At 68.2% G+C, this 19958-nt stretch carries 22 protein-coding genes; 11 read left to right on the forward strand and 11 right to left on the reverse strand.

Annotation, left to right across the window (positions count from 1 at the left end):
* Positions 1 to 100: 100 nt before the first annotated feature.
* Positions 101 to 2107, forward strand: coding sequence for a terminase large subunit domain-containing protein (locus tag DVW87_RS14015; protein ID WP_239017921.1), 2007 nt, complete (start codon positions 101 to 103; stop codon positions 2105 to 2107).
* Positions 2028 to 2951 (forward strand): phage portal protein, encoded by a 924-nt coding sequence (locus DVW87_RS14020; RefSeq protein WP_239017922.1) that lies wholly within the window; start codon positions 2028 to 2030, stop codon positions 2949 to 2951. Before DVW87_RS14015 ends, DVW87_RS14020 begins: the two co-directional genes overlap by 80 nt.
* 23 nt (positions 2952 to 2974) lie before the next feature.
* Here DVW87_RS14020 and DVW87_RS17850 read toward each other — a convergent pair whose 3' ends face one another.
* The 7 genes from DVW87_RS17850 to DVW87_RS14050 all read right to left on the reverse strand — a co-directional run bounded on the left by DVW87_RS17850 (position 2975) and on the right by DVW87_RS14050 (position 7728).
* Positions 2975 to 3481 carry a hypothetical protein gene (locus DVW87_RS17850; RefSeq protein WP_147276277.1) on the reverse strand — a complete coding sequence of 169 codons (507 nt, stop codon included), beginning with the start codon at positions 3479 to 3481 and terminating at the stop codon, positions 2975 to 2977.
* A 508-nt stretch (positions 3482 to 3989) separates the two neighbouring features.
* Positions 3990 to 4220: a hypothetical protein gene (locus DVW87_RS14025; protein ID WP_114688440.1), complete on the reverse strand. Its 231-nt coding sequence runs from the start codon at positions 4218 to 4220 to the stop codon at positions 3990 to 3992.
* A complete protein-coding gene (locus DVW87_RS14030; RefSeq protein ID WP_239017923.1) occupies positions 4217 to 4669 on the reverse strand; it encodes an HIRAN domain-containing protein in 453 nt (150 codons plus the stop codon). The genes DVW87_RS14025 and DVW87_RS14030 overlap by 4 nt, the downstream gene beginning before the upstream one ends.
* A gap of 9 nt (positions 4670 to 4678) precedes the next feature.
* Entirely contained in the window at positions 4679 to 4879 is a 201-nt protein-coding gene (locus DVW87_RS14035; protein ID WP_114688442.1) for a hypothetical protein, read from the reverse strand.
* Between the two features lie 751 nt (positions 4880 to 5630).
* Positions 5631 to 6290, reverse strand: coding sequence for a glycosyltransferase (locus tag DVW87_RS14040; RefSeq protein ID WP_239017924.1), 660 nt, complete (start codon positions 6288 to 6290; stop codon positions 5631 to 5633).
* A gap of 301 nt (positions 6291 to 6591) precedes the next feature.
* On the reverse strand, positions 6592 to 7098 hold the full coding sequence (locus DVW87_RS14045; RefSeq protein WP_114688443.1) for an RcnB family protein: 507 nt from the start codon (positions 7096 to 7098) through the stop codon (positions 6592 to 6594).
* 138 nt (positions 7099 to 7236) lie between these two features.
* Complete coding sequence (locus DVW87_RS14050) at positions 7237 to 7728, reverse strand: outer membrane protein assembly factor BamE (protein ID WP_181814848.1); 492 nt, start codon at positions 7726 to 7728, stop codon at positions 7237 to 7239.
* A 113-nt stretch (positions 7729 to 7841) separates the two neighbouring features.
* On the opposite strand from DVW87_RS14050, the gene DVW87_RS14055 reads away from it, so the two are divergent.
* Positions 7842 to 8342 carry a ubiquinol-cytochrome C chaperone family protein gene (locus DVW87_RS14055; protein ID WP_239017925.1) on the forward strand — a complete coding sequence of 167 codons (501 nt, stop codon included), beginning with the start codon at positions 7842 to 7844 and terminating at the stop codon, positions 8340 to 8342.
* On the forward strand, positions 8339 to 8866 hold the full coding sequence (locus tag DVW87_RS14060; protein WP_114688445.1) for a YceD family protein: 528 nt from the start codon (positions 8339 to 8341) through the stop codon (positions 8864 to 8866). Before DVW87_RS14055 ends, DVW87_RS14060 begins: the two co-directional genes overlap by 4 nt.
* A 210-nt stretch (positions 8867 to 9076) precedes the next feature.
* Here DVW87_RS14060 and DVW87_RS14065 read toward each other — a convergent pair whose 3' ends face one another.
* Positions 9077 to 10546, reverse strand: a complete 1470-nt coding sequence (locus tag DVW87_RS14065) for a M23 family metallopeptidase (RefSeq protein ID WP_114688446.1) — start codon at positions 10544 to 10546, stop codon at positions 9077 to 9079.
* 195 nt (positions 10547 to 10741) lie between these two features.
* Here DVW87_RS14065 and DVW87_RS14070 point away from each other — a divergent pair, with 195 nt between their 5' ends.
* The 6 genes from DVW87_RS14070 (at position 10742) to DVW87_RS14095 (ending at position 16320) form a co-directional block, all read left to right on the forward strand.
* A complete protein-coding gene (locus DVW87_RS14070; RefSeq protein WP_114688447.1) occupies positions 10742 to 13264 on the forward strand; it encodes a helicase-related protein in 2523 nt (840 codons plus the stop codon).
* The gene (locus tag DVW87_RS14075; RefSeq protein WP_239017927.1) at positions 13257 to 13568 is read left to right on the forward strand and encodes an RNA-binding S4 domain-containing protein; all 312 of its coding nucleotides are present in this window, start codon (positions 13257 to 13259) and stop codon (positions 13566 to 13568) included. Before DVW87_RS14070 ends, DVW87_RS14075 begins: the two co-directional genes overlap by 8 nt.
* 60 nt (positions 13569 to 13628) lie before the next feature.
* The gene (fdxA, locus tag DVW87_RS14080) at positions 13629 to 13970 is read left to right on the forward strand and encodes a ferredoxin FdxA (protein ID WP_114688448.1); all 342 of its coding nucleotides are present in this window, start codon (positions 13629 to 13631) and stop codon (positions 13968 to 13970) included.
* Positions 13971 to 14198: 228 nt separating this feature from the next.
* A complete protein-coding gene (locus DVW87_RS14085; protein WP_114688449.1) occupies positions 14199 to 14732 on the forward strand; it encodes a CarD family transcriptional regulator in 534 nt (177 codons plus the stop codon).
* Positions 14733 to 14856: 124 nt separating this feature from the next.
* Positions 14857 to 15582 (forward strand): head GIN domain-containing protein, encoded by a 726-nt coding sequence (locus DVW87_RS14090; protein WP_114688450.1) that lies wholly within the window; start codon positions 14857 to 14859, stop codon positions 15580 to 15582.
* Between the two features lie 36 nt (positions 15583 to 15618).
* Complete coding sequence (locus tag DVW87_RS14095) at positions 15619 to 16320, forward strand: GIN domain-containing protein (RefSeq protein WP_114688451.1); 702 nt, start codon at positions 15619 to 15621, stop codon at positions 16318 to 16320.
* Here DVW87_RS14095 and DVW87_RS14100 read toward each other — a convergent pair.
* The gene (locus DVW87_RS14100; protein WP_114688452.1) at positions 16306 to 16704 is read right to left on the reverse strand and encodes a DUF1489 family protein; all 399 of its coding nucleotides are present in this window, start codon (positions 16702 to 16704) and stop codon (positions 16306 to 16308) included. The genes DVW87_RS14095 and DVW87_RS14100 overlap by 15 nt on opposite strands.
* Before the next feature lie 24 nt (positions 16705 to 16728).
* Entirely contained in the window at positions 16729 to 18135 is a 1407-nt protein-coding gene (gene mgtE / locus DVW87_RS14105; RefSeq protein WP_114688453.1) for a magnesium transporter, read from the reverse strand.
* Between the two features lie 139 nt (positions 18136 to 18274).
* Between mgtE and DVW87_RS14110 the strand changes: the two genes are divergently transcribed.
* Entirely contained in the window at positions 18275 to 18733 is a 459-nt protein-coding gene (locus tag DVW87_RS14110) for a peptidylprolyl isomerase (RefSeq protein ID WP_114688454.1), read from the forward strand.
* A gap of 124 nt (positions 18734 to 18857) precedes the next feature.
* Here the strand turns inward: DVW87_RS14110 and DVW87_RS14115 are convergent, their stop codons facing one another.
* Complete coding sequence (locus tag DVW87_RS14115; protein ID WP_114688455.1) at positions 18858 to 19748, reverse strand: LysR substrate-binding domain-containing protein; 891 nt, start codon at positions 19746 to 19748, stop codon at positions 18858 to 18860.
* Positions 19749 to 19958 lie beyond the last annotated feature (210 nt).

The following is a 19958-nucleotide window of genomic DNA, read 5'->3' on the forward strand; positions in this document are numbered from 1 at the left end:
GCTCGTGTAGAATGGTTTTCTACATGAGCGGGACGGGGCGAGTTGGCCGTGCGCGTGATTAGCGTCGCGGCCCATGTCCAAGCTCCCGCCCGATACTGGCATGCCCCTGCCGGCCTCGACCATGCCGATCCCGGTCGATGCGAAGCGCCAGGCGCGCTCGCTCTATTGGCGCGGCTGGGGCGTGACGCAGATCGCGGACGAGCTCGCGCTCAAGCGATCGACAGTCGAGGCCTGGAAGCAGCGCGACAAGTGGGACGAAGCGCCGTCCCTGTCGAAGATCGAAGATGCGCTGGAATGCCGGCTCAACACGCTGATCGCCAAGGAGCAGAAGACGGGCGGCGACTATAAGGAGGTCGACCTGCTGATGCGGCAGGTGGTTTCCGCAGCGCGGATCCGGCGCTTCGAAGCACCCGGCGGGCACGAGGGTGACCTCAACGAGAAGATCGCCAACCGGAACGCCGGCGAGAAGAAGAAGGCGACCAAGAACCACTTCACCACCGAACAGGTCGAGCAGCTCGAGCAGATCTTCCACGACGAGCTGTTCGGCTATCAGCAGGACTGGTGGGACGCCAAGGATCAGCGCACGCGCATGATCCTGAAGTCGCGGCAGATCGGCGCCACGTGGTATTTCGCGCGCGAGGCGCTGCTCGATGCGCTCCGCGGGGGCGGCAACCAGATCTTCCTGTCGGCCTCGAAAAGCCAGGCGCATATCTTCCGCGGCTATATCGTGCAGTTCGCCGCGCGCGTCGGCGTCAAGCTGCAGGGCGACCCGATCGTGCTCACCGCCGACACGATCCCCGGGGGCGAACCCGCGGCCGAGCTGATCTTCCTGGGCACCAACGCACGAACGGCGCAGGGCTATCACGGCAATTTCTACTTCGACGAGTTCTTCTGGACCTATGGCTTCGAGGAATTGAACAAGGTCGCCAGCGCCATGGCGATGCACAAGCGCTGGCGCCGGACGTATTTCTCGACGCCGTCGAGCGTCGCGCACCAGGCACATCCCTATTGGACGGGCGAGCGGCGCAACCGCCGCGTGAAGAAGGCCGATCGGATCACAATCGATGTCGGCCACGAGCGGTTGAAGGGCGGCGTGGTCTGCGAGGACAAGGTCTGGCGGCAGATCGTGACGATCGAGGACGCGGCCGAGCGCGGCTGCGACCTGTTCGACATCGACGAGCTGCGCGTGGAATATGCGCCGGACGAGTTCGCCAACCTGCTGCTCTGCCAGTTCGTCGACGACTCGCTGTCCGCCTTCAAGTTCAACGAGCTGCAGCGCGCGACGGTCGACAGCCTGGTTGACTGGACGGACGTGGACTGGACCTCCGATCGCCCGGTCGGCATGCGCGAGGTGTGGGCGGGCTATGACCCGCAAGGGTCCGACGATGGCGACAATGCCGCGCTGGTGATTGCGCTGCCGCCGGGCGGGCCGGGCGGCAAGTTCCGGCTGATCGAGAAGCACCAGCTGCGCGGCGACTTTCAGGAACAGGCCGAGTTCATCCTGGCGCGCCTGTCGCGCTATCGCTGCACCTATCTCGGTATCGACGCAAACGGCGTGGGCGCCGCGGTGCACCAGCTGCTCGCCGGCAAGGTGACCGGCCTCACCAAGATCGAATACTCGCTCGAGGCGAAGACGGCGATGGTGATGAAGGCGCAGCACAGCTTCGCCCGCCAGCGCGTGGAGTTCGATGCCGGGTGGATCGACCTGCAATCGTCGTTCCTGTCGATCAAGAAGGCGCTGACCGGCTCCGGCCGCGCCGTCACCTTCAAGGCCAGTCGCAGCGAGGACACCGGCCACGCCGATCTCGCCTGGGCGGCGATGCACATTTTCATCAACGAGCCGCTCGACGGGAAGCCGAAGGCGGGAATGACCATGGAGATCTTCGGTGGGCAAGAACAGGACGCGCCGGATGTCGCGAGCAGCAGCTCGGGCGGCCTCGTATGGGGCGATCGACACTGGCGGACACGTCGCGGCGAACGACAGCCGGGGCGGGGTCGAGAGCTTCGCGTTCGGCGATCCGGAACCGGTGCTCGACCGACGCCAGATCGTCGACATGCTCGAATGCTGGCACAATGGCCGCTGGTACGAGCCTCCGCTGCCGCTTGACGGGCTGGCGCGGGCTTTTCGCGTTTCGCCGCATCACAGCTCCGCCATCCTGCTGAAGGTGAACATGCTGTCGGCCTCGCTCGAGCCGACGCCGCTGCTTTCCCGCGCCACCTTCGAGAAGATGGTGCAGGACTATCTCGTGTTCGGGAACGCCTATGCCGAGGTGCGGCGCAACCGGCTGGGTGGCGCGCTGCAGCTGCGCCACTCGATGGCGCGCTATACGCGGCGCGGGGTGGCGGAGGGCGCCTATTGGTGGGTGCCGGGCGCCAGCGACCCGATCGAGTATCCAACCGGCGCCGTCTGTCATGTGCTGAAGCCCGATCTCAACCAGGAAATCTATGGCGTGCCGGAGTATCTGAGCGCGCTACAATCGGCGCTGCTCAACGAGGCGGCGACGCTATTCCGCCGGCGCTATTACCTCAACGGCAGTCATGCCGGGTATATCCTCTATGCGACCGGCGACATCGACGCGCGCGACACTGACGCGCTGAAGGCAGCGCTCAAGGCGAGCAAGGGGCCCGGCAATTTCCGCAACCTGTTCGTGCACGCGCCGAACGGCAAGGATGGCTCGCTCAAGATCCTGCCGATCGCCGAGGCGGGCGCGAAGGACGAGTTCCTCGGGATCAAGAGCGCAACCGCCGCCGACGTGATGGCGGCGCACCGCGTGCCGCCCCAGCTGCTCGGCATCGTGCCGGCGCAGGGCTCGGCGTTCGGCAACCCGAAGGACGCGACTGGCATGTTCTACGAGCTGGAAGTGGAGCCGATCCAGCGCGCGTTCCTCGACATCAACGAGCAGCTGGGCGTGGAGGCGGTGCGTTACCGGGAGCGGGTGGTGCTAGCATAGGGCAGAACGATGCTCAGCATGCCTCAGTAGTAGGTTCCCGCGATATCATACTTCGGTGCACCTGCGTTCTGAAGGCGTGCATCAGTGATAGCTTCTGCAAGGGGGAGGTACTTTTTCTTAATCTTGATCGCGCTGCGGCTCGGGCCGAGCTTATGTGCGGTTCTAACGCCATTGCTGCGCGCCTGAGCCATTTCTGCAAGACCACTTCCACGCTCTAACGCCGTTTTCCGTGCGCCCCAGGCTGGGTCAAATATCCCCCAATTACCTATCACTTGGCCTAGTTCAGCTGCGATACTTGCGCCAACCTTCAATCCGACGACAGCCGTGAAGACCGCTCCATCGGACAGCTCCGGACGGCTTTTCAGTAGCTCGAGTACGTCCATAAGGTTCTCGACGTTGAGGAGTATCTTTCTGATCGCCTCTATCCCTACTTCGTAGGCCGGCTCGCTGGCAAAAAGCGCGATCGCGCTCTCACGGTAGGCGACGATTTGATCGACTGCAGAGCAGACTTCCCGGCGTACATCGATCACGCTCTTTTCTTGTCGAAGAGCGTCTTCTCGCCGGAGACGATCCTGTCGCTCCCATTCCTTTCGGGCAGCTCGCGGCGGGAGAAGCAACGCGACCAGCGTGGCGATTGCTGTCGCTACAGCCGAGATCGCATCCCAGTTGAGCGGCAAGCTGAAAAGCCACCCGACGACGCCAGCACAAGTTTGCCCCATTGATCCTCTTCCCCCGATTACGATCTAACCCGACAGCCCTATAGCCGCTTTGGCAGTGCAGGAGCATCCCAGCCCTCCGCGCGAAGCGCTCCCGCAACCTTCTGGTACGGCAGCCGGCAACTCTCCCATGGATGGCCGGAAACGTTCGTGGCCCGGTGCCAATAAGCGTGCAGGGACGATCGATCGCGCAGGATGCACCAGAGGGCTGCAAGAGCTAGGCGCACCTCGACGGTGTCCACCTTTTGCGTTCGCGACAGATAAGCGGCGCGATCGAGCACATCCATCGCCAATGTGACCACGCGCTGGCGGGCTGCACGGTTCACTCGAGTGCGCCGAGCACCGCCTCAGACACGCCGAGATAGCGCGCGAGTGTCCGCCGCCGATCGCGCGAAAGCTGGCGAGGGCGGCCGTCCCGGACGAAGCTATCCAGGTAGCGATCACCGGCGCCGATCAGGCGTGACAGGCCGGCGAGCGTTTCGCCTTGTTCTGCGGCCAGCCCCCGCAGCGCGGCTCGGGCGTTTGCCGGATCTGGCGGAACGGTAACCTTCATGCGCCCCAGTCCACCAGGTCTGCCGGGTCGATGGGCTGGGGTGGCGTGTAGCGTGGCGCCGGCATGGTCGGCGGCCCACCTCCGAAGCGGACACGAATAATGGCGGCGCATCTCCCATGATCCTGGAAGAACGCCTCGTAACGCTCCCCGGCGGAAAGCAGGGTGGAGATCCACCCACTCCGCTCGAAGGGGATGTAGCCGAGCTGGATCTGGTTCATGCTCAGCACCGCCACAGCATGGGGATCTACGGGGTTCTTGGGCTCCGGCACCAGGCAGACCGGATGACCCGGCTCACATAGCGCGACCTCGAACCGGCGGTTGCTGCCGTCAGCATTCGGGTGGTCGAGGCCAACAATCGCGAGGCTCAGCTCGCGGGGTGCCGCGCCGACTTCAGGATTCGGGCTGAGATCGGCGCAGCGGCGAAACATTGCGCGAACATCGACGGACACGCAAGCGCCTCAACGCGAAGCGAAGAGAGGCAGTTGATCGCCGCTCGCCGCCAACGCACGACGGGCGCCCTGCGCGGCACCGACCGCCTGGTGGTAGCTATCGGTGCGGAAGCGTTCGGCCTGGTCGAAGCGCAGGCCGGCATCCGCGGCCGTGTGGAAGGTGTCATAGATCTCGCGCGCAGCCGCGCGCAGCTGCAGATCCTGCTGCATGCCATGCCTCCATTGCTTTCAAGCGCCGCGACTCGGTGCCCGAACGGAGTAGAACAAATGTGGAACGAAGGGCAAGGGGGCCACCGGGGCGCCCCCAGCCGCCTGGACCCTTCGGAACGCGCTCTTTCCCCCGCCTCGCCCGCCCGCTTTCTTTGTCGGTTTTGATGCAGCGAGCGGTTTTGATGCAGGCCCAGCTCCTCTGCCGGTTTGCTGAGCCAATCAACGCCAGGTGCATTGATGCGAATTGATGCACCTGGCGACTGATTTTGCGCGCCGCTCCACACTTGTCGTTCGCGAGCACTCGTGAGTGGATGACGGCTCAGCGGTTGCCCGCATCAGGATCGCTCCGCGGCACAGCGACACGCTACAATGGGGAGCATGGTCGGGAAAACCCCAACCTCCCCAATCGTCCTGAAAAAAGGGGCGCAAACCCGCAGAAAACCGGGAAAAACAAGGTTGGGGTTCAACCCCAACATTTTGCAACATCAGGATCTGAAAAACCCAATGTCATTGAGAAACAAAGATTATCTTTATCGCTAATATTGCTCTGAAGGTTGCCAATCAGGTTGGGGTTAGATTGGGGTTTTGGTTGGGGTGTAAGTCGCTGAGTTTTCACGCATGTTGGCATTGTTGGGGTTTTCCCGACCCTTCCCGAAAGCTGGGGGGCGGGTGCGCCGGAATAATACACGGCGCTGCCGCCGCCGGTTTCTGCGCGGTCGTTCGTGCTTTCAGGTAAGTGTAGATCCGGCACTTACGCTAACGCGCGGTGCGGTTCGGCGAACTCGTCGAGGTAATGGCCGGACACCAAGGGCGACTTGCGATCGATCAGCGGCAGCACCGGCATCTGCACGGCCGCGTGGCGATCCAGCAGCGCGTCGATCACCCGCAACTCGCCCGCCGGCACCACATCCTCGGCATCGTGCAGGATCACCGCCTTGAAGCGGATGCCTTCCGCCGCCTCCTCGCGCAGCAGCGCGCGCCACAGGGCGTTGAGATTGTCCGCCTTGGTGGTGGGGCCGGGGGCCGGCCCGATCACCAGCCGCACGCGCGCGTCGCTTTCCGCCACCTGCGCCGCCGCCGCGATCGTCGCGCGATCGTTGGGGTAGACGCCGACAAACAGGCGGAAGTCGGGATGGTCGAGCACGTCCAGCGTGTGGCGGAGCATGCGCCCGATCACCGCGCTTTCGTCCCAGGCGGCGATGAAGATCGCCAGCCGGCCGGGCGTCGGCAGCACCGGGAAATCGCTCAGCACCGGATCGGTCGAGCGTCGGCCCACGCCGGAGCGCAGGCGAGTCCAGAGATAAACGAGATCGAGCGCAAGGTCGTCGGCGCCGCCGATCAGGAAACCCACCGCGGCGAACAGGGTCGCCTCGCGCGCGAACGCGTCCACCGCCCACATGATCGTCGCCACGCCGTCCACTCGCTGCCCCCCGGCGAATCGCGGATGGTGGCCTTGTTCCGTATCGACAATGATCGGGCAAGCGAATCCCGGCGCGGGCGGTGGAACAGGTCGCCTTGCCGCTGATGCCGGATGATCCGAATCAAGGTTGCGAACTAATTTGCCAACAATGCGTTGCGCCCTGTGGTCCCTTCCCCCTTTCGGGACTGGTGCCTTGTGCACGTACGGCACCGGCCGCGTCCGTTGGCAAGCGGCGCGGCCGAACCGTTTTGCGGAAGGGTGGCCCGGGCAACGCGCCGCCCGGGCCCTTCCGTCACCAGTAGAAGCCGCGGATCACGTCCACCACCACGCCGCGCCGGGTGTCGACCAGCACCACGTCGTCATAATGGCGGACCCAGCGCTGGTAGCCCGCCGTGGGCGCCAGGTGGTAGCGCCACGGATCGGAGATCACGTAGCGCGGACCCCAATAGCTGCCCGGAATGCGCACGCCGGGGCGGAAGGTCTGGTAGCGGAACGGCGCGCGCCAGTTGCCGCGGCTGTAGAGCGCGCGGTTGTTCTGCCGCCAGCCGCGCCAGTCGTCGCGGCCCCAGCGGCGGTTGCGGTCGGCCACATCCTCGCGATACTCCCGCCGGGCGTCCCGCACGTCGCGGCGCTCGTCGCGGATGTCGCGGCGGTCGCCACGGGCGTAGGCATCGCGCAGCTGGCGCTGCTCGCGGGCGATGTCGCGCCGGTCCCCCTGCAGTTCGCGATACGATTGCGCCTGCGCCACACCGGGCAGCAAGGCCGCGGCCATCAGCCCGCCCAGGATCAGTTTACGCATGGTCCAACTCCCTTCTCGAACATCGGCGACGGCGAAACGCCATCGACACTGCCGGTTGTAGAAGGGCTCAACTGAACCGGCCGAGAATGTGCCGGTCAGCCGCGCGAAAGGTTGGATCGCTCCCGAAAGGAAGCGGGATCAGGGCGCGTCGCGAGTGTTGCCGCCCTGGCCGCCGCCGGCGCCGGCCGCGCCCACGGTGCCGATATTGCCGAACAGCTCCGAAAAGAAGCTGCGCTCACGCCCCAGCGTCGGCGTGGTCTTGCGCGAGGGGTCGATCGCCGCGATCTGCTCCACCCCGGTGCGGGCGATGCCGGTCACCGTGCCGTTGGCATCGAAGCTGACCTTCAGGGCCAGCTGGGTCGTCGCCTTGGGGTTGGTATAGGCAAGGTTGCGGCTGTCGCGGCCGAGATAATACCAGTCGCCCTGGTTGAACTGGCTGGCGAAGGTCGGCTTGCCGAGCACCGCCAGCACCGACTGGCGATTGTCCACCCCCGGCTGCACCGAGTTGATGAGGTCCACGTCCAGCACATAGCCCTGGTGCGAGCGAAGCGGCGCGCAGCCACCCGACAGGCCGCCGAAAAGCCCGGCGGCGGCGACGCCCAGCAACACACGGGCGGTTATCACGCGCATCGAAATCTCCTGAGGGCCGGCCGTCCGAACGGGCGCCCACGTTGCATCATGCCCCGAACGCCTCAATATGCCGGGCATCGCGGCCAAACAAGGGCGCTTTGGAGGCTGGGGACTTGGGTTTGTTCGGGTGGGGACGGAATAAGGAAGCGGGGCTGCCGCTATACGATGCGGCGGTGGCGCGCGGGCGCGAGCCGCACTGGTACCTGCAAGGGGCGGTGCCGGATACGGTGGACGGCCGCTTCGACATGATCGCCGCGGTGCTGTCGCAGGTGCTGATCCGGCTGGAGCGGGAGCCGGCCGCGGCGCAGCTTGGCGTGTCCATCACCGAGCGGTTCGTGGACGACATGGACGGTCAGCTGCGTCAGGCGGGGATCGGCGACATCACCGTGGGCAAGCATATCGGCAAGATGATGAGCGCGCTGGGCGGGCGGCTCGGCGCCTATCGCCAGGGGATGGCGGACGGCGACCTCGCCCCGGCGCTGGTGCGCAATTTGTATCGCGGCGCGGCGCCCGCGCCCGCGGCGGTGGCGCATGTCGAGGCGGGCCTGCGCGCGCTGCACGATGCGCTTGCCGCGACGCCGCTGGAGGCTCTTGAAGGAGGCAGGCTGCCATGACCGACCCGGAATTCTCGCGCCCGCAGCGGCTGGACACGATCGGCGACAGCGAGCGCACGGTGGAGATCGCGGCGGACGAGGCCGAGCGCCAGGCGCTCGCGCGGCGGTTCGGCCTGCGCTCCGTGGACCGGCTGGAGGCGCGCTTCGCGGTTCGGCGCGATGCCGGCGGCGTGGCGGCGCGGGGCCATGTGTCCGCCCGGGTGGTGCAGGCCTGCACCGTCACGGGCGATCCGCTGCCCGCGTCGGTGGAGGAGGACGTGCTGTTGCGCTTCGTCGCGGCCGGCGACGGAAGCGAGGAGGAAGTCGAGCTTGGCGAGGACGCGCTCGACACGATGGAGTTCACCGGCGGCGCAATCGACCTGGGAGAAGCGGCCGCCGAAACCATGGCGCTGGGCCTCGATCCGTACCCGCGTGGGGCGGACGCGGAGGAGAAGCTGCGCGCGGCAGGGGTGAAGAGCGAGGAGGAGGCCGGGCCGTTCGGCGCGCTGGCGGGGCTGAAGGATGCGCTGAACAGGAAGGGGTGAGGCGCGCTGCGATGACCACCCTTTCGCCCAACACCGTTCGTCCTGAGTAGCGATCGAGTAGCCCGTGAGGGCGTATCGAGAGCGCGTATCGAAGGACCGGGCAGGACGCGTGGCGGTGCTTCGATACGAGCCTTCGATACGCTGCTGCGCAGCTACTCGGTCTCTACTCAGCACGAACGGTTTGGGAGAGACGAGGCCGTCCCGAGACCCTCACCGCCCGCCCGGACGGATCCCCAGCAGGCCGGCGACCTTCGCCTTGAACGCGCGCAGGTCCTCGCCCGACAGCGCGGACACGCTGGCGAAGCTGAACGAGCGCGGGTTCACCGCCGCGCCGTTCTTCCACACTTCCCAATGCAGATGCGGACCCGTGGACATGCCGGTGGAGCCGACAAAGCCGATCACCTGCCCGCGCGCGACGCGCTGGCCGGGGCGCACCGCGATGCGGCTCATATGGCCATAGCCCGAGGCGATGCCGCCGCCATGGGCGAGCTTCACGAAATTGCCGTAGCCGCTCGATCGGCCGGCGAACTGCACCACGCCGTCGATCGCGGCATAGATGGGCGAGCCCCAGGGCGCGGCGATGTCGAGCCCCTTGTGCATGCGCATGAAGCGCAGCAGCGGATGCAGGCGCAGCCCGAAGCCGGAGCTGATCCGCCCGTTCACCGGCATGCCCATGAAGCCCTGCCGTTCGGACTTGCCGCTGGCATCCCACCAGGCGCCATCGGTCCACTTGACCAGCTGCACGCGGCGGCGGCCCTGATCGAGGCCGGCGAACAGCAGCGCGCCGGTCTGCGTCTCGCCGGTTGCGGCACGGGCGTGTTCGAGGATGATGTCGAAACTGTCGGCGGCACCTACGTCGCTGCCGATCGAGACACGGCTCGCGATCGCCTTGATATATTGCTCCACCGCCTTGGCCGGCACGCCGGCGGCGCGGGCGGAGCGGTACAGGCTGGAGCCGACCAGCCCCTGGATGCGCAGGGGCGTGCGGTCCACCGCGATGACCTGTCGCGCCAGGTTCAGCGATCCGCCGGCGGTGCGCCGCAGCGAGAGGTTGAGGTCGAAGCGGGCGCGGAAGGCGAGCTGTTCCAGCGGGCGGGCCACGGTGCGGCTCGGGCGGCGGCCCAGCGTCATGTCGATGCGCGTGCCCGGGCGGATGTCGGCCAGCGGCACCGCGTCGGCGACCAGCGCGGCGGCGCGCGCGGCATCCTCGCGGCCGACGCCGGCGCGCTGCAGCAGGGCGGTGAGGTCGTCGCCCTCGCCGAGCGTCGCAGTGAGGTCCACCTGCGGGCGTTCCGGTGTTTCGGCGAGCGGCGCGACCAGGTCGTTGGCCGCCATGCGCCGGCCGGTGTCCGCGCCCCAGGCGAGCGGGGCGATGCCTTGCGCGCGCACTTCGTCATAGTCCTTGCCGGCGAGCGGAGGGGCGGCGCCCGCATCGATCGGCACGATGCCGGGGTTGAGCGACCAGGCGGCGGCCATCAGCCCCAGGCAGGTGGCCAGCCCACGCCACCAGTCGCGCGAGCCGATCTGGCTGCCGAGATCGGGCGTCCAGTCGATCGCGGCAGCCCTTGCCCGCAGCTTGTCCTGCCAGCCGAGTTCGGCCGCAAACACCGGCGCGCGGCCGAAGCGCAGCGCGGACGTGCCGCCGGCCGTTTCCAGCCCGAGATCGTTACGCAAGAACAAGGCGGTCTTCGGCCCCCGTCGATCGCCGAACTCCCCCCGGCGTGGGTGGCAGCGTTGTGGGGGCAACATCCTAAAGTCAAATTAACCCGCCCGGCCCGCGCGGCGAGCCGTGGCGGGCGGGCGACAAGCTGCCGCATTGATTCCGCGCGATAACTTTCCGGCGCACGCCCATTGCGCCAGCGGCCCCGGTGCCCGATGTTGGCTTTCGTGAAACACGCGTTCGCCGAACGCCCGGTAACGGCGGTGCTTGGGCCGACCAATACGGGCAAGACGCATCTCGCCGTTGAGCGGCTGTGTGGCCATTCCAGCGGGATGATCGGCTTCCCGCTGCGCCTGCTGGCGCGCGAGGTCTATGACCGGGTGGTCAGGATCAAGGGCGCGCATCAGGTGGCGCTGATCACCGGCGAGGAAAAGATCGTGCCGTCGCAGGCGCGCTGGTTCCTGTGCACCGCCGAAAGCATGCCGCTGGACCGCGAGTTCGCGTTCGTCGGGCTGGACGAGGCACAGCTCGGCGCCGATCCGGAGCGCGGCCACGTGTTCACCGACCGCCTGCTGCGCGCGCGCGGGCGCGAGGAGACGATGATCCTCGGCTCCGAGGCGCTGCGCCCGATGCTGCAGAAGCTGGTTCCCGATGCCGAGATCATCGGGCGGCCGCGTTTCTCCACGCTGAGCTATGCGGGCGCCAAGAAGATCAGCCGCCTGCCCAAGCGCTCGGCGATCGTCGCGTTCAGTGCCGAGGAGGTCTATGCCGTGGCCGAGATGCTGCGGCGCTTGCGCGGCGGCGCGGCGGTGGTGATGGGCGCGCTGTCCCCGCGCACGCGCAACGCGCAGGTGGCGATGTTCCAGGCGGGCGAGGTGGATTACCTCGTCGCCACGGACGCGATCGGCATGGGGCTGAACATGGACGTGGCCCATGTCGCCTTCGCCAGCCTGACCAAGTTCGACGGCCGCCGCACGCGCCGGCTGACGGTGGCGGAAATGGCGCAGATCGCGGGCCGCGCCGGGCGTCATCAGCGCGACGGCACCTTCGGCGGCGTGGCCGAGGAAGGCCCGGGCGCCTTCACGCCGGAAGAAGTGATGGCGATCGAGGGGCATCATTTCCCCAAGCTCGACTTCCTCTACTGGCGCGAAGGCGAGCCCGATTTCGCCAGCGTGGATGCGCTGATCGACAGCCTGGAGCGTCGCCCCGACAATCCGGTCCTGCGCGCCGCGCCGCAGGCGGTGGACCTGGCCGTGCTCAAGCGGCTGGCGGAGGAAGACTGGGTGCGCGCGCGGGCGCGTGGGGTGACGATGGTCAAGCGGCTATGGGCGGCGTGCGGCCTGCCCGATTTCCGCAAGCTCGGCGTCGATCCGCATGCGCGCTTCGTCGGCCGGCTGTTCGGGCATTTGTCCGAAGGGCTCGGCCATGTGCCGCACCATTGGTTCGCCGAGGAGATCGCCCGGCTGGACCGGGTCGACGGCGATGTCGAGACGATCGCCGGCCGCATCGCCGCGGCGCGCAGCTGGGCCTATATCGCGCATCGCAGCGACTGGCTCGCCGATCCCGCGCATTGGGCCGAGCGCACCCGCGCGATCGAGGAGCGCCTGTCCGACGCGCTGCATGCCAGCCTCACGCAGCGTTTCGTCGACAAGCGCACCACCTTGCTCATGCGGCAGATCGGCGCCGACCCGCGCGCGCTGCCCGTGGTCGTCGGCGACGAGGGCGAGGTGATGGTGGAGGACCATCCGATCGGCCGGCTGGAGGGCTTCCGCTTCATCGTCGCGCCGGACGCGCGCCATTCGGACAAGCGCCTGCTGCTCGCCGCGGCCGAGCGCCGGCTGACCGACGAGCGGGCCAAGCGCGCCGCCGCCCTGCTGGAGGCGCCGGACGAGGCCTTCTCGCTCGATCTGCGCGCCGGCGCCCGACCGACGCTGGCCTGGCACGCGCTGGCGGTGGCGACGCTGGCGCCCGGCCCGTCGCTGGCGCGGCCGCGGGTGGTGCTCGACAAGGCGCTGGACGTGCTCGACCGGCAACTCCTCGCCAAGGTGCAGGCGAAGCTGGATGCATGGCTGGCCGATGCGATCAGGCGCCGCGTGCCGGGCCTGCCCGCGCTGGAACGGCTGGCGCGCGATCCGGAGGCGGGGCCGGCGCTGCGCGCGACCGCGGCGGCGCTGCTGGGGGGCGGCGGGTTCGCGGCGCGCCATGCCCTGCGCGAGTCGGTGGACGCGCTCGATCTCCCTGCGCGCAAGCGGTTGCGACAGGCGGGCGTGACGATCGGGGCGCTGGACCTGTTCGATCCGCGCCTCCTGAAGCCGCAGGCCGCCGCGTGGCGACGCGCATTGCTGGCCGCAGCGGAAGGCTGCGCGATCGGCGAGGGACCGCCCGAGGGCGCCACCGTGCTGCCGCGGCAGGCGCCCGCCGCCATCCCGGTGCACGGCTTTCGCACGTTCGGCGGGCAGGCGATCCGCGTCGATCTGGTGGAGCGGCTCGCGCATGCCGCGTTCGAGGGCAGGGCGGGGCGCAAGCCGTTCGCGCCCGAGCCGGCGCTCGTCACCTCGCTGGGGCTCGCGCCCGACACGCTGGGTCGGCTGATGGCGCAGCTCGGCTTCCGGGCCGCCCCGCCGCTGGAGGGGCAGCCGCGCTGGACGTGGAAGGGCCGCGCGGCGGTGCCGGTCGCCCCGGTGCGCGCGAGGCCCGACAATGCGTTTGCCGCGCTGGCCGGATGGCGCGATGGCTGAAAAGGCCGGTGCCGGGGATGCCATGCGGCTCGACCGTTTCCTGTGGTTCGCGCGGCTGGTGAAGACGCGCAGCCTCGCGCAGTTGCTGGCGGAAGAGGGGCATCTGCGCATCGACGGGCGGCCGATCGACCGCGCGCATTGCCCGGTGCGCGTGGGCAACGTGCTGAGCTTTCCCCTGGCCGGCCAGGTGCGCGCGCTCAGGGTGGAAGCGCTGCCTCCGCGCCGCGGCCCGGCGCCCGAGGCGCGCGCCTGCTATACCGATCTGCTGGCTGATAACGGCTCGCAAGCGGAACCCGGTGATTGACGCGTGCGTCCCTCCGGGCTTAGCAGCGCACGTATTCGTGCTGGGAGCCGTTGAAAGCCAATGACCTACGTCGTCACCGACGCCTGCATCCGTTGCAAGTACATGGACTGCGTGGAGGTGTGCCCCGTGGATTGCTTCTACGAGGGCGAGAACATGCTGGTCATCAATCCCAGCGAGTGCATCGATTGCGGCGTGTGCGAGCCCGAATGCCCGGCCGAAGCGATCCTGCCCGACACCGAATCCGGCCTGGAACAATGGATGGAGCTGAACGCGACCTTCTCCGCGCAATGGCCCAACGTCACGCGCAAGCTGGACCAGACTCCGCCCGACGCCGACGAGCACAAGGGCCAGGACGGCAAGTACGACAAGTATTTCTCGCCGGAGCCCGGCGCCGGCGACTGAGCGCTCCCGCCGCGCTGGCGCGGCGTGTCGGTTCCGTACAATCCTAGGGCAGGCAGGCTGCCCTATCCGGCATGATAAGACTCGCAATTTTGTTGCGAAGCTGTTAGATAGCGCGCCGACGGCAGCGCTTGACGCCTGTCGCCCTGGAGACAGTTCAGAACCATTCGCTCCCCGGCGCCGTCCTGGCGCCCCTTCCGGAGCGCCGTACACGTGAAAGGCTTACCGCATATGGCTGCCAAGGCGCTGTCCTTCGATGTCGGTGATTACGTTGTCTATCCCAAGCATGGTGTCGGCCGTGTGATCGAGCTGCAGAAGCAGGAGATCGCCGGCATGCAGCTCGAACTCTATGTGCTGCGCTTCGAGAAAGAGAAGATGACGCTGCGCGTTCCGACCAACAAGGCGGAGTCCGTCGGCATGCGCAAGCTCTCCTCGGACAAGACGCTGCGCGAGGCGCTGGACACGCTCACCGGCAAGCCGAAGGTGAAGCGCACCATGTGGTCGCGCCGGGCGCAGGAATATGAGGCGAAGATCAACTCGGGCGACCTCGTGTCCATCGCCGAGGTGGTGCGCGACCTGTTCCGCGCCGAGGACCAGCCCGAGCAGAGCTATTCCGAGCGCCAGATCTTCGAAGGCGCCGCCAGCCGCCTGGCGCGCGAGCTCGCCGCGATGGAGGAGCTGGAAGAGCCGAAGGCGCTGGAGAAGATCCTCGACATCCTGCGCAAGGCCGCCGCGATCCACAACAAGGACAAGGCCGTCGCGTGACGGCGACTGCCTGACGCGAGGCACGGCCTGTGCTAGAAGGGGCGGCCCGGCGACGGGTCGCCCCTTTTCCATTGCCTCTGGCGGAGGCTGTGTTTTAGGACGGCAATACACAGGGAGAAGAACCATGCGCCTGCCGTTGCTGATCGCCGCTCTCGTCCTGCCGCTGGGCGCCTGCCATGGCGGCACGGCGGAGGACGGCCCGAGCATCGCGGGCAACGGCACCGGCAATGCGCGCACCTTTCCCGTGACCGGCTTCACCAAGATCGAGCTGGCCGGCGCGGACGAGGTGGACGTGCGCGTGGGCACCGGCTTTTCCGTGCGGGCGGAAGGCGCGGAGGACGAGCTGGAGAAGCTGCGCATCACGCGGGACGGCGATGCGCTGGGCATCGGGCGCAAGCGCGGCTTCGGCCTCAGCGGCGGCAAGGGGCTGAAGCTGTTCGTCACCATGCCCGCCATTCGCGGTGTGCAGATCGCCGGTTCCGGCCGCATGACGATCGACCGCGTGGAAGGGCAGAGCTTCACCGGCGAGTCGGCCGGGGCGGGCAAGCTGGAGATCGGCGCGCTGGACACGGAATCGGCCGATTTCAGCACCGCGGGTTCCGGCGACATGACCCTGGCGGGCACCACCAGGTCGCTCGACATCGACATCGCCGGCGCCGGCAGCATCAAGGCGCAGCGGCTCGTGGCCAGCGAGGCGAAGGTGTCGATCGCCGGCGCGGGCGACGTCACTGCCACGGTGAACGGCCCTGCCAGCGTGGAGATCATGGGCTCCGGCAACGTCGACCTTGGCGCGGGCGCGAGCTGCACCGTCAACAAGATGGGGTCGGGCGAGGTGCGCTGCGCCAAGTAGCTTGTCTTTGCCGGCCCGGCGGGGAAGGCTGAGGCGATGAACCGCCTGCTTGCCCTTCTGGCGCTGCTCCTGCCCGCGCCCGCGCTCGCCGCCGAGCGCGGCTTCACCGTCACCAGCTTCGATCGCGTGCGGATCGACGGCCCGTTCGAGGTGCGGCTGGCGTCGGGCCGTTCGCCGGCCGCGCGCGCGACCGGCGACGCCGAGATGCTGGACCGACTCTCGGTCACGGTGGACGGCACCACCCTGACGGTGCGGCTCGGCGGACAAGGATGGGGCGAGCGCCCGCGCGCCGCGACCACGCAACCGATCGTCCTGACGCTCGGCACGCCCACGCTGCGCGCGGTGCAGGCCAATGGCGGCGGGCGGGTGGCGATCGCCGGCATGAAGGGTCAGCGGGTGGACCTGACGCTGTCCGGCACCGGCGCCCTCGCGGCCGACGGCATCGCCGCCGACCAGCTCGACGCCTCGGTGATCGGCAGCGGCTCGCTGCGGCTGGCCGGCCGAGCGGCGCGCACGCGGCTGCTGAGCAACGGTTCGGGCACGATCGAGGCGGGGACGCTCGCCGCCAACGACCTTGTCGTGCGGCTGGACGGCACCGGCGCGGTCTCGGCGGCGGCGCGCTACACCGCCGCGATCACCAGCACGGGGCTGGGCAGCGTGGCGGTGGCGGGCAATCCGGCGTGCACCGTCAACCGCGAGGCCGCCGGCCCGATCGCCTGCGGATCAAAGCAGCCCTAGCTCCGCGAGTTCCCCGGCGAGCCGCGCCGGCAGCATCGCCGCCTCGCCGGCCGCTCCCATGTCGGCCGGCGCATCGTCCGCTTCCAGATAGCGCCAGCCCTGGTGCGCGCGCTTCGGCCGCGGACGTACGAGCACCAGATGCGGGGACAACAGGATGGCGGTGCGTCCACCCTCCGCCTCGGCAAAGCCGAGGATCGGCGAACGTGCGACCAGCTGGTGCTTGAGGATCCAGAACATCGATCCGGCGCCGGTCACTTCCTCGTGCCGCTTGGGCAGGTAGCGCGTGCCCAGCGCGAACGGCCCGTCCTCCTCGCGAACGCGCCAGCGCTCGATCAGCGCCTCGAGATTTCCCACCCCGAACGCCACCTTGGTCAGATGCAGCATGCGGGGCGATATGGGCGCGTCCGCCTATCCGCCAAGGCCCCAGAGCGTGGCGAGCCCGAGAAACGACAGGAAACCGCCGGTATCGGTCAGCGTCGTCACGAACACCGCCGACGACACGGCAGGGTCCACCCGCAACCGGTCCAGCGTGATCGGCACCAGCACCCCGCCCAGCCCGGCGATCAGGTTGTTGATGATCATCGCCAGGCAGATCACCACCGACAGGCCCGGATTGTGGAACACCAGCAGCGTGCCCAGCCCGATCAGCACGCCCAGCGACGCGCCGTTCGCCATCGCGATGGTGATCTCGCGCCGCACCATGCGCCAGGTGTTGGTGTCGGTCAGCTGGTTGGTGGCGATCGCGCGCACCACCACCGCCAGCGTCTGCGTGCCGGCATTGCCGCCCATGCCCGACACGATCGGCATCAGCACCGCCAGCAGCGCGAACTTCGCGATCTCGCCCTGAAACAGCCCCACCACCGACGAGGCGAGCATCGCCGTGCCGAGATTGACCACCAGCCAGGTCAGCCGCGTGCGCACGGTCAGCGCGATCGGCTCGTTGATGTCGCCATCGCCCGCGCCGGACAGCAGCAGCGTGTCCTCGCCGGCTTCCTCCTGGATGATGTGCACCACGTCGTCGACGGTGATCATGCCGACGAGCCGGCCGTTGCCGTCCACCACCGCCGCGGAGATCAGCGCGTATTTCTGGAAGCGCAGCGCGACTTCCTCCTGGTCCATGTCGACCGGGATCAGCGTCTGCTCGCGCGCCATCACGTCGCCCACCGGGATCCGGCGCGGCGTGCGCAGGATCCACGACAGGGCGCAGGTGCCGACCGGCTTGTGCGCCGGATCGACCACGAAGATCTCCCAGAAATCGGTGGTCAGCTCGTCATGGCCGCGCAGATAGTCGAGTACGTCGCCCACCGTCCAATGCTCCGGCACCGCGACGAGGTCGCGCTGCATCAGGCGGCCGGCGGACTCCTCGGGGTAGGACAAGGCCTCCTCGATCGCGGCGCGATCGTCCGGCTCCATCGCGCGCAGGACCTCGCGCTGGTCCTCCACGTCCATGTCCTCGAGGATCGCCACCGCATCGTCGGTGTCGAGCTCGGAAGCGATGTCGGCCACCTCGCGCGCATCCAGCGCGTCGATCAGCTCCTCGCGGACATAATCGTTGAGCTCGGCGAAGACGTCGGCATCGACCAGGTCGTGGATCGCCTTGGCCAGATCGCGGCGGCGATCGGCGGGCACGATCTCGAACAGGTCGGCGACGTCCGCCGGGTGCAGCGGCTCGACCAGCGCGCGCGCTTCCTCCGGCCGTTCTTCCTCCACCGCATCGAGCACCGCACGGACGAATTCGGGCTTGAGGAGATCGTCCTCGTCCAGCTCGTCCTCGCGGACCTCGGGCGCGAGGGTATCGGGTTCGGTCTCGCTCATCCTGTCCGACCTCCCGTTACGCGGTAAACTCCGCCAAGTCCGTAGCGCCGCGGTGCAGCAATGCCAACCTCGCGAGGCCAGCCGTTGCGCCAGGTCCGATCAGCCCCTACCTGCCGGCCGACCAGATAAAGGAACCACCATGGCCGATACGCCCGAAACGCTGACGCTGACGCTCGATACCGGCGATGTCGTCATCAAGCTGCGCCCCGATCTTGCCCCCAACCATGTCGCGCGCATCGCCGAGCTGGCGAACGAGGGCTTTTATGACGGCGTGCCGTTCCACCGCGTGATCCCCGGCTTCATGGCGCAGGGCGGCGACGGCGGCCGCGGCGACGGCACCGGCGGCTCCACCAAGCCGAACCTCAAGCAGGAATTCTCCAAGGAGCCGCACGTGCGCGGCGTCGCGTCCATGGCGCGCACCATGGACCCGAACTCCGCCAATTCGCAGTTCTTCATCTGCTTCGACGACGCCCGCTTCCTGGACGGCCAGTATACGGTGTGGGGCGAAGTGATCGAAGGCATGGAGCATGTCGACGCGCTGCCCAAGGGCGAGCCGCCGCGCCAGCCGGGCAAGATCGTCAAGGCGACCGCGGCGTAAACAGTGTCACCGTCATGCCGGACTTGTTCCGGCATCCACCGTTCCGCACGTGCAGCGATGGCAGCGCTTGCGGGACGGTGGACCCCGGCACGGAGGCCGGGGTGACGTTTGTTTGCCGCCGAACCTACGCCCCCTTCTCCGCCACCGCGTCCATCAGCCAGTCGTGGAACAGCTTCACCGGCCGCTGGGTGAGCGCGCGGGGGCGGCAGACGAACCAGTAGGAATAGGGGCTCTCGACATCGAGGTCGAAGAGCCGGACGAGCCGCGGATCGTTGGCGTCCTCGAAATGGCTTTCCAGCATGAAGGCCACGCCCAGCCCCTGCGCCGCCGCCTCCAGCATCAGCGCGCCCGAATCGAAATGGTCCACCGCCAGCGGCTCGATGCCGGCAAGCCCCGTGGCCTGCTTCCAGGCGCTGAACGTGTCGGGCATGTCGCGGTGGATCAGCGCGGTGAGGCCCGCCAGCTGCTGCGGGCGCACCACCGGATCGTCCCGCTCCAGCAGGCGCCGCGAGCCGATCACATAGACGCGGTTGCGGTCCAGCTTGCGGGCATACAGCGCCGGATCGATCTCGCGCGCCAGCGTGATCGCCACGTCCAGCCCTTCGCCCAAGCGCGACAGGCTGTGGCTGGTGGTGTCGATGTCGAGGTGCAGTTCCGGATGCCGCGCGCGCAGCTCGCCCAGATGCGGGAACAGGCGCTGCGAGGCGAACAGCGGCAGGATGCCGAGCCGCAGGCGCAGCACCTCCGTGCCGCTGGTCATCATCTCCACCGCATCCGACAGGCTGTCCAGCGCCGGGGCGATCTGTGCCAGCAGCCGCTCTCCGTCGCCGTTCAGCACCACGGCCTGGTGACGACGCTCGAACAGCGGCTTGCCGATGAACCGTTCCAGCGCCTGCACCCGGCGGCTGAGCGCGGGCGGGGACAGCGCCAGTTCCTGCGCCGCGGCCTTGATCGAGCCGAGCCGGGCGACCTGCACGAATGCCTCGATCGCGGTCAACGGGGGTAGTCTGCGCATTCTCGCCCTGCCTTTTCGTGGCGGCCTTGTTGTGCACTGCGGCAAATACCAACCGCTCGAAAGTGCCGCCTGCTCCTCCTGCGGCCCCCTCGTACAGTTGCAAAAAGCGTACTCGCAAGCTTTTATTTCGCACTTGCACAATGAACGTCCGGACGGCAGAAGGAACGGGCCTTTCAGGCATCCTCTCCTAAAACTTTCACGGCCGGTCCT

It is taken from the genome of Sphingomonas aracearum, from assembly GCF_003345355.1.
GTDB classification, from domain to species: domain Bacteria; phylum Pseudomonadota; class Alphaproteobacteria; order Sphingomonadales; family Sphingomonadaceae; genus Sphingomonas; species Sphingomonas aracearum.

Coding starts and splice junctions, on each gene's coding strand:
- DVW87_RS14075 (WP_239017927.1), top strand. CDS start 13,257: ATGGCTGAAAAGGCCGGTGCCGGGGATGCCATGCGGCTCGACCGTTTC.
- DVW87_RS14070 (WP_114688447.1), top strand. CDS start 10,742: ATGTTGGCTTTCGTGAAACACGCGTTCGCCGAACGCCCGGTAACGGCG.
- DVW87_RS14115 (WP_114688455.1), bottom strand. CDS start 19,748: ATGCGCAGACTACCCCCGTTGACCGCGATCGAGGCATTCGTGCAGGTC.
- DVW87_RS14045 (WP_114688443.1), bottom strand. CDS start 7,098: ATGCGTAAACTGATCCTGGGCGGGCTGATGGCCGCGGCCTTGCTGCCC.
- DVW87_RS14015 (WP_239017921.1), top strand. CDS start 101: ATGCCCCTGCCGGCCTCGACCATGCCGATCCCGGTCGATGCGAAGCGC.
- DVW87_RS14085 (WP_114688449.1), top strand. CDS start 14,199: ATGGCTGCCAAGGCGCTGTCCTTCGATGTCGGTGATTACGTTGTCTAT.
- DVW87_RS14060 (WP_114688445.1), top strand. CDS start 8,339: ATGACCGACCCGGAATTCTCGCGCCCGCAGCGGCTGGACACGATCGGC.
- DVW87_RS14090 (WP_114688450.1), top strand. CDS start 14,857: ATGCGCCTGCCGTTGCTGATCGCCGCTCTCGTCCTGCCGCTGGGCGCC.
- fdxA (WP_114688448.1), top strand. CDS start 13,629: ATGACCTACGTCGTCACCGACGCCTGCATCCGTTGCAAGTACATGGAC.
- DVW87_RS14110 (WP_114688454.1), top strand. CDS start 18,275: ATGGCCGATACGCCCGAAACGCTGACGCTGACGCTCGATACCGGCGAT.
- DVW87_RS14050 (WP_181814848.1), bottom strand. CDS start 7,728: ATGCGCGTGATAACCGCCCGTGTGTTGCTGGGCGTCGCCGCCGCCGGG.
- DVW87_RS14100 (WP_114688452.1), bottom strand. CDS start 16,704: ATGCTGCATCTGACCAAGGTGGCGTTCGGGGTGGGAAATCTCGAGGCG.
- DVW87_RS14035 (WP_114688442.1), bottom strand. CDS start 4,879: ATGCAGCAGGATCTGCAGCTGCGCGCGGCTGCGCGCGAGATCTATGAC.
- DVW87_RS14025 (WP_114688440.1), bottom strand. CDS start 4,220: ATGAAGGTTACCGTTCCGCCAGATCCGGCAAACGCCCGAGCCGCGCTG.
- mgtE (WP_114688453.1), bottom strand. CDS start 18,135: ATGAGCGAGACCGAACCCGATACCCTCGCGCCCGAGGTCCGCGAGGAC.
- DVW87_RS14095 (WP_114688451.1), top strand. CDS start 15,619: ATGAACCGCCTGCTTGCCCTTCTGGCGCTGCTCCTGCCCGCGCCCGCG.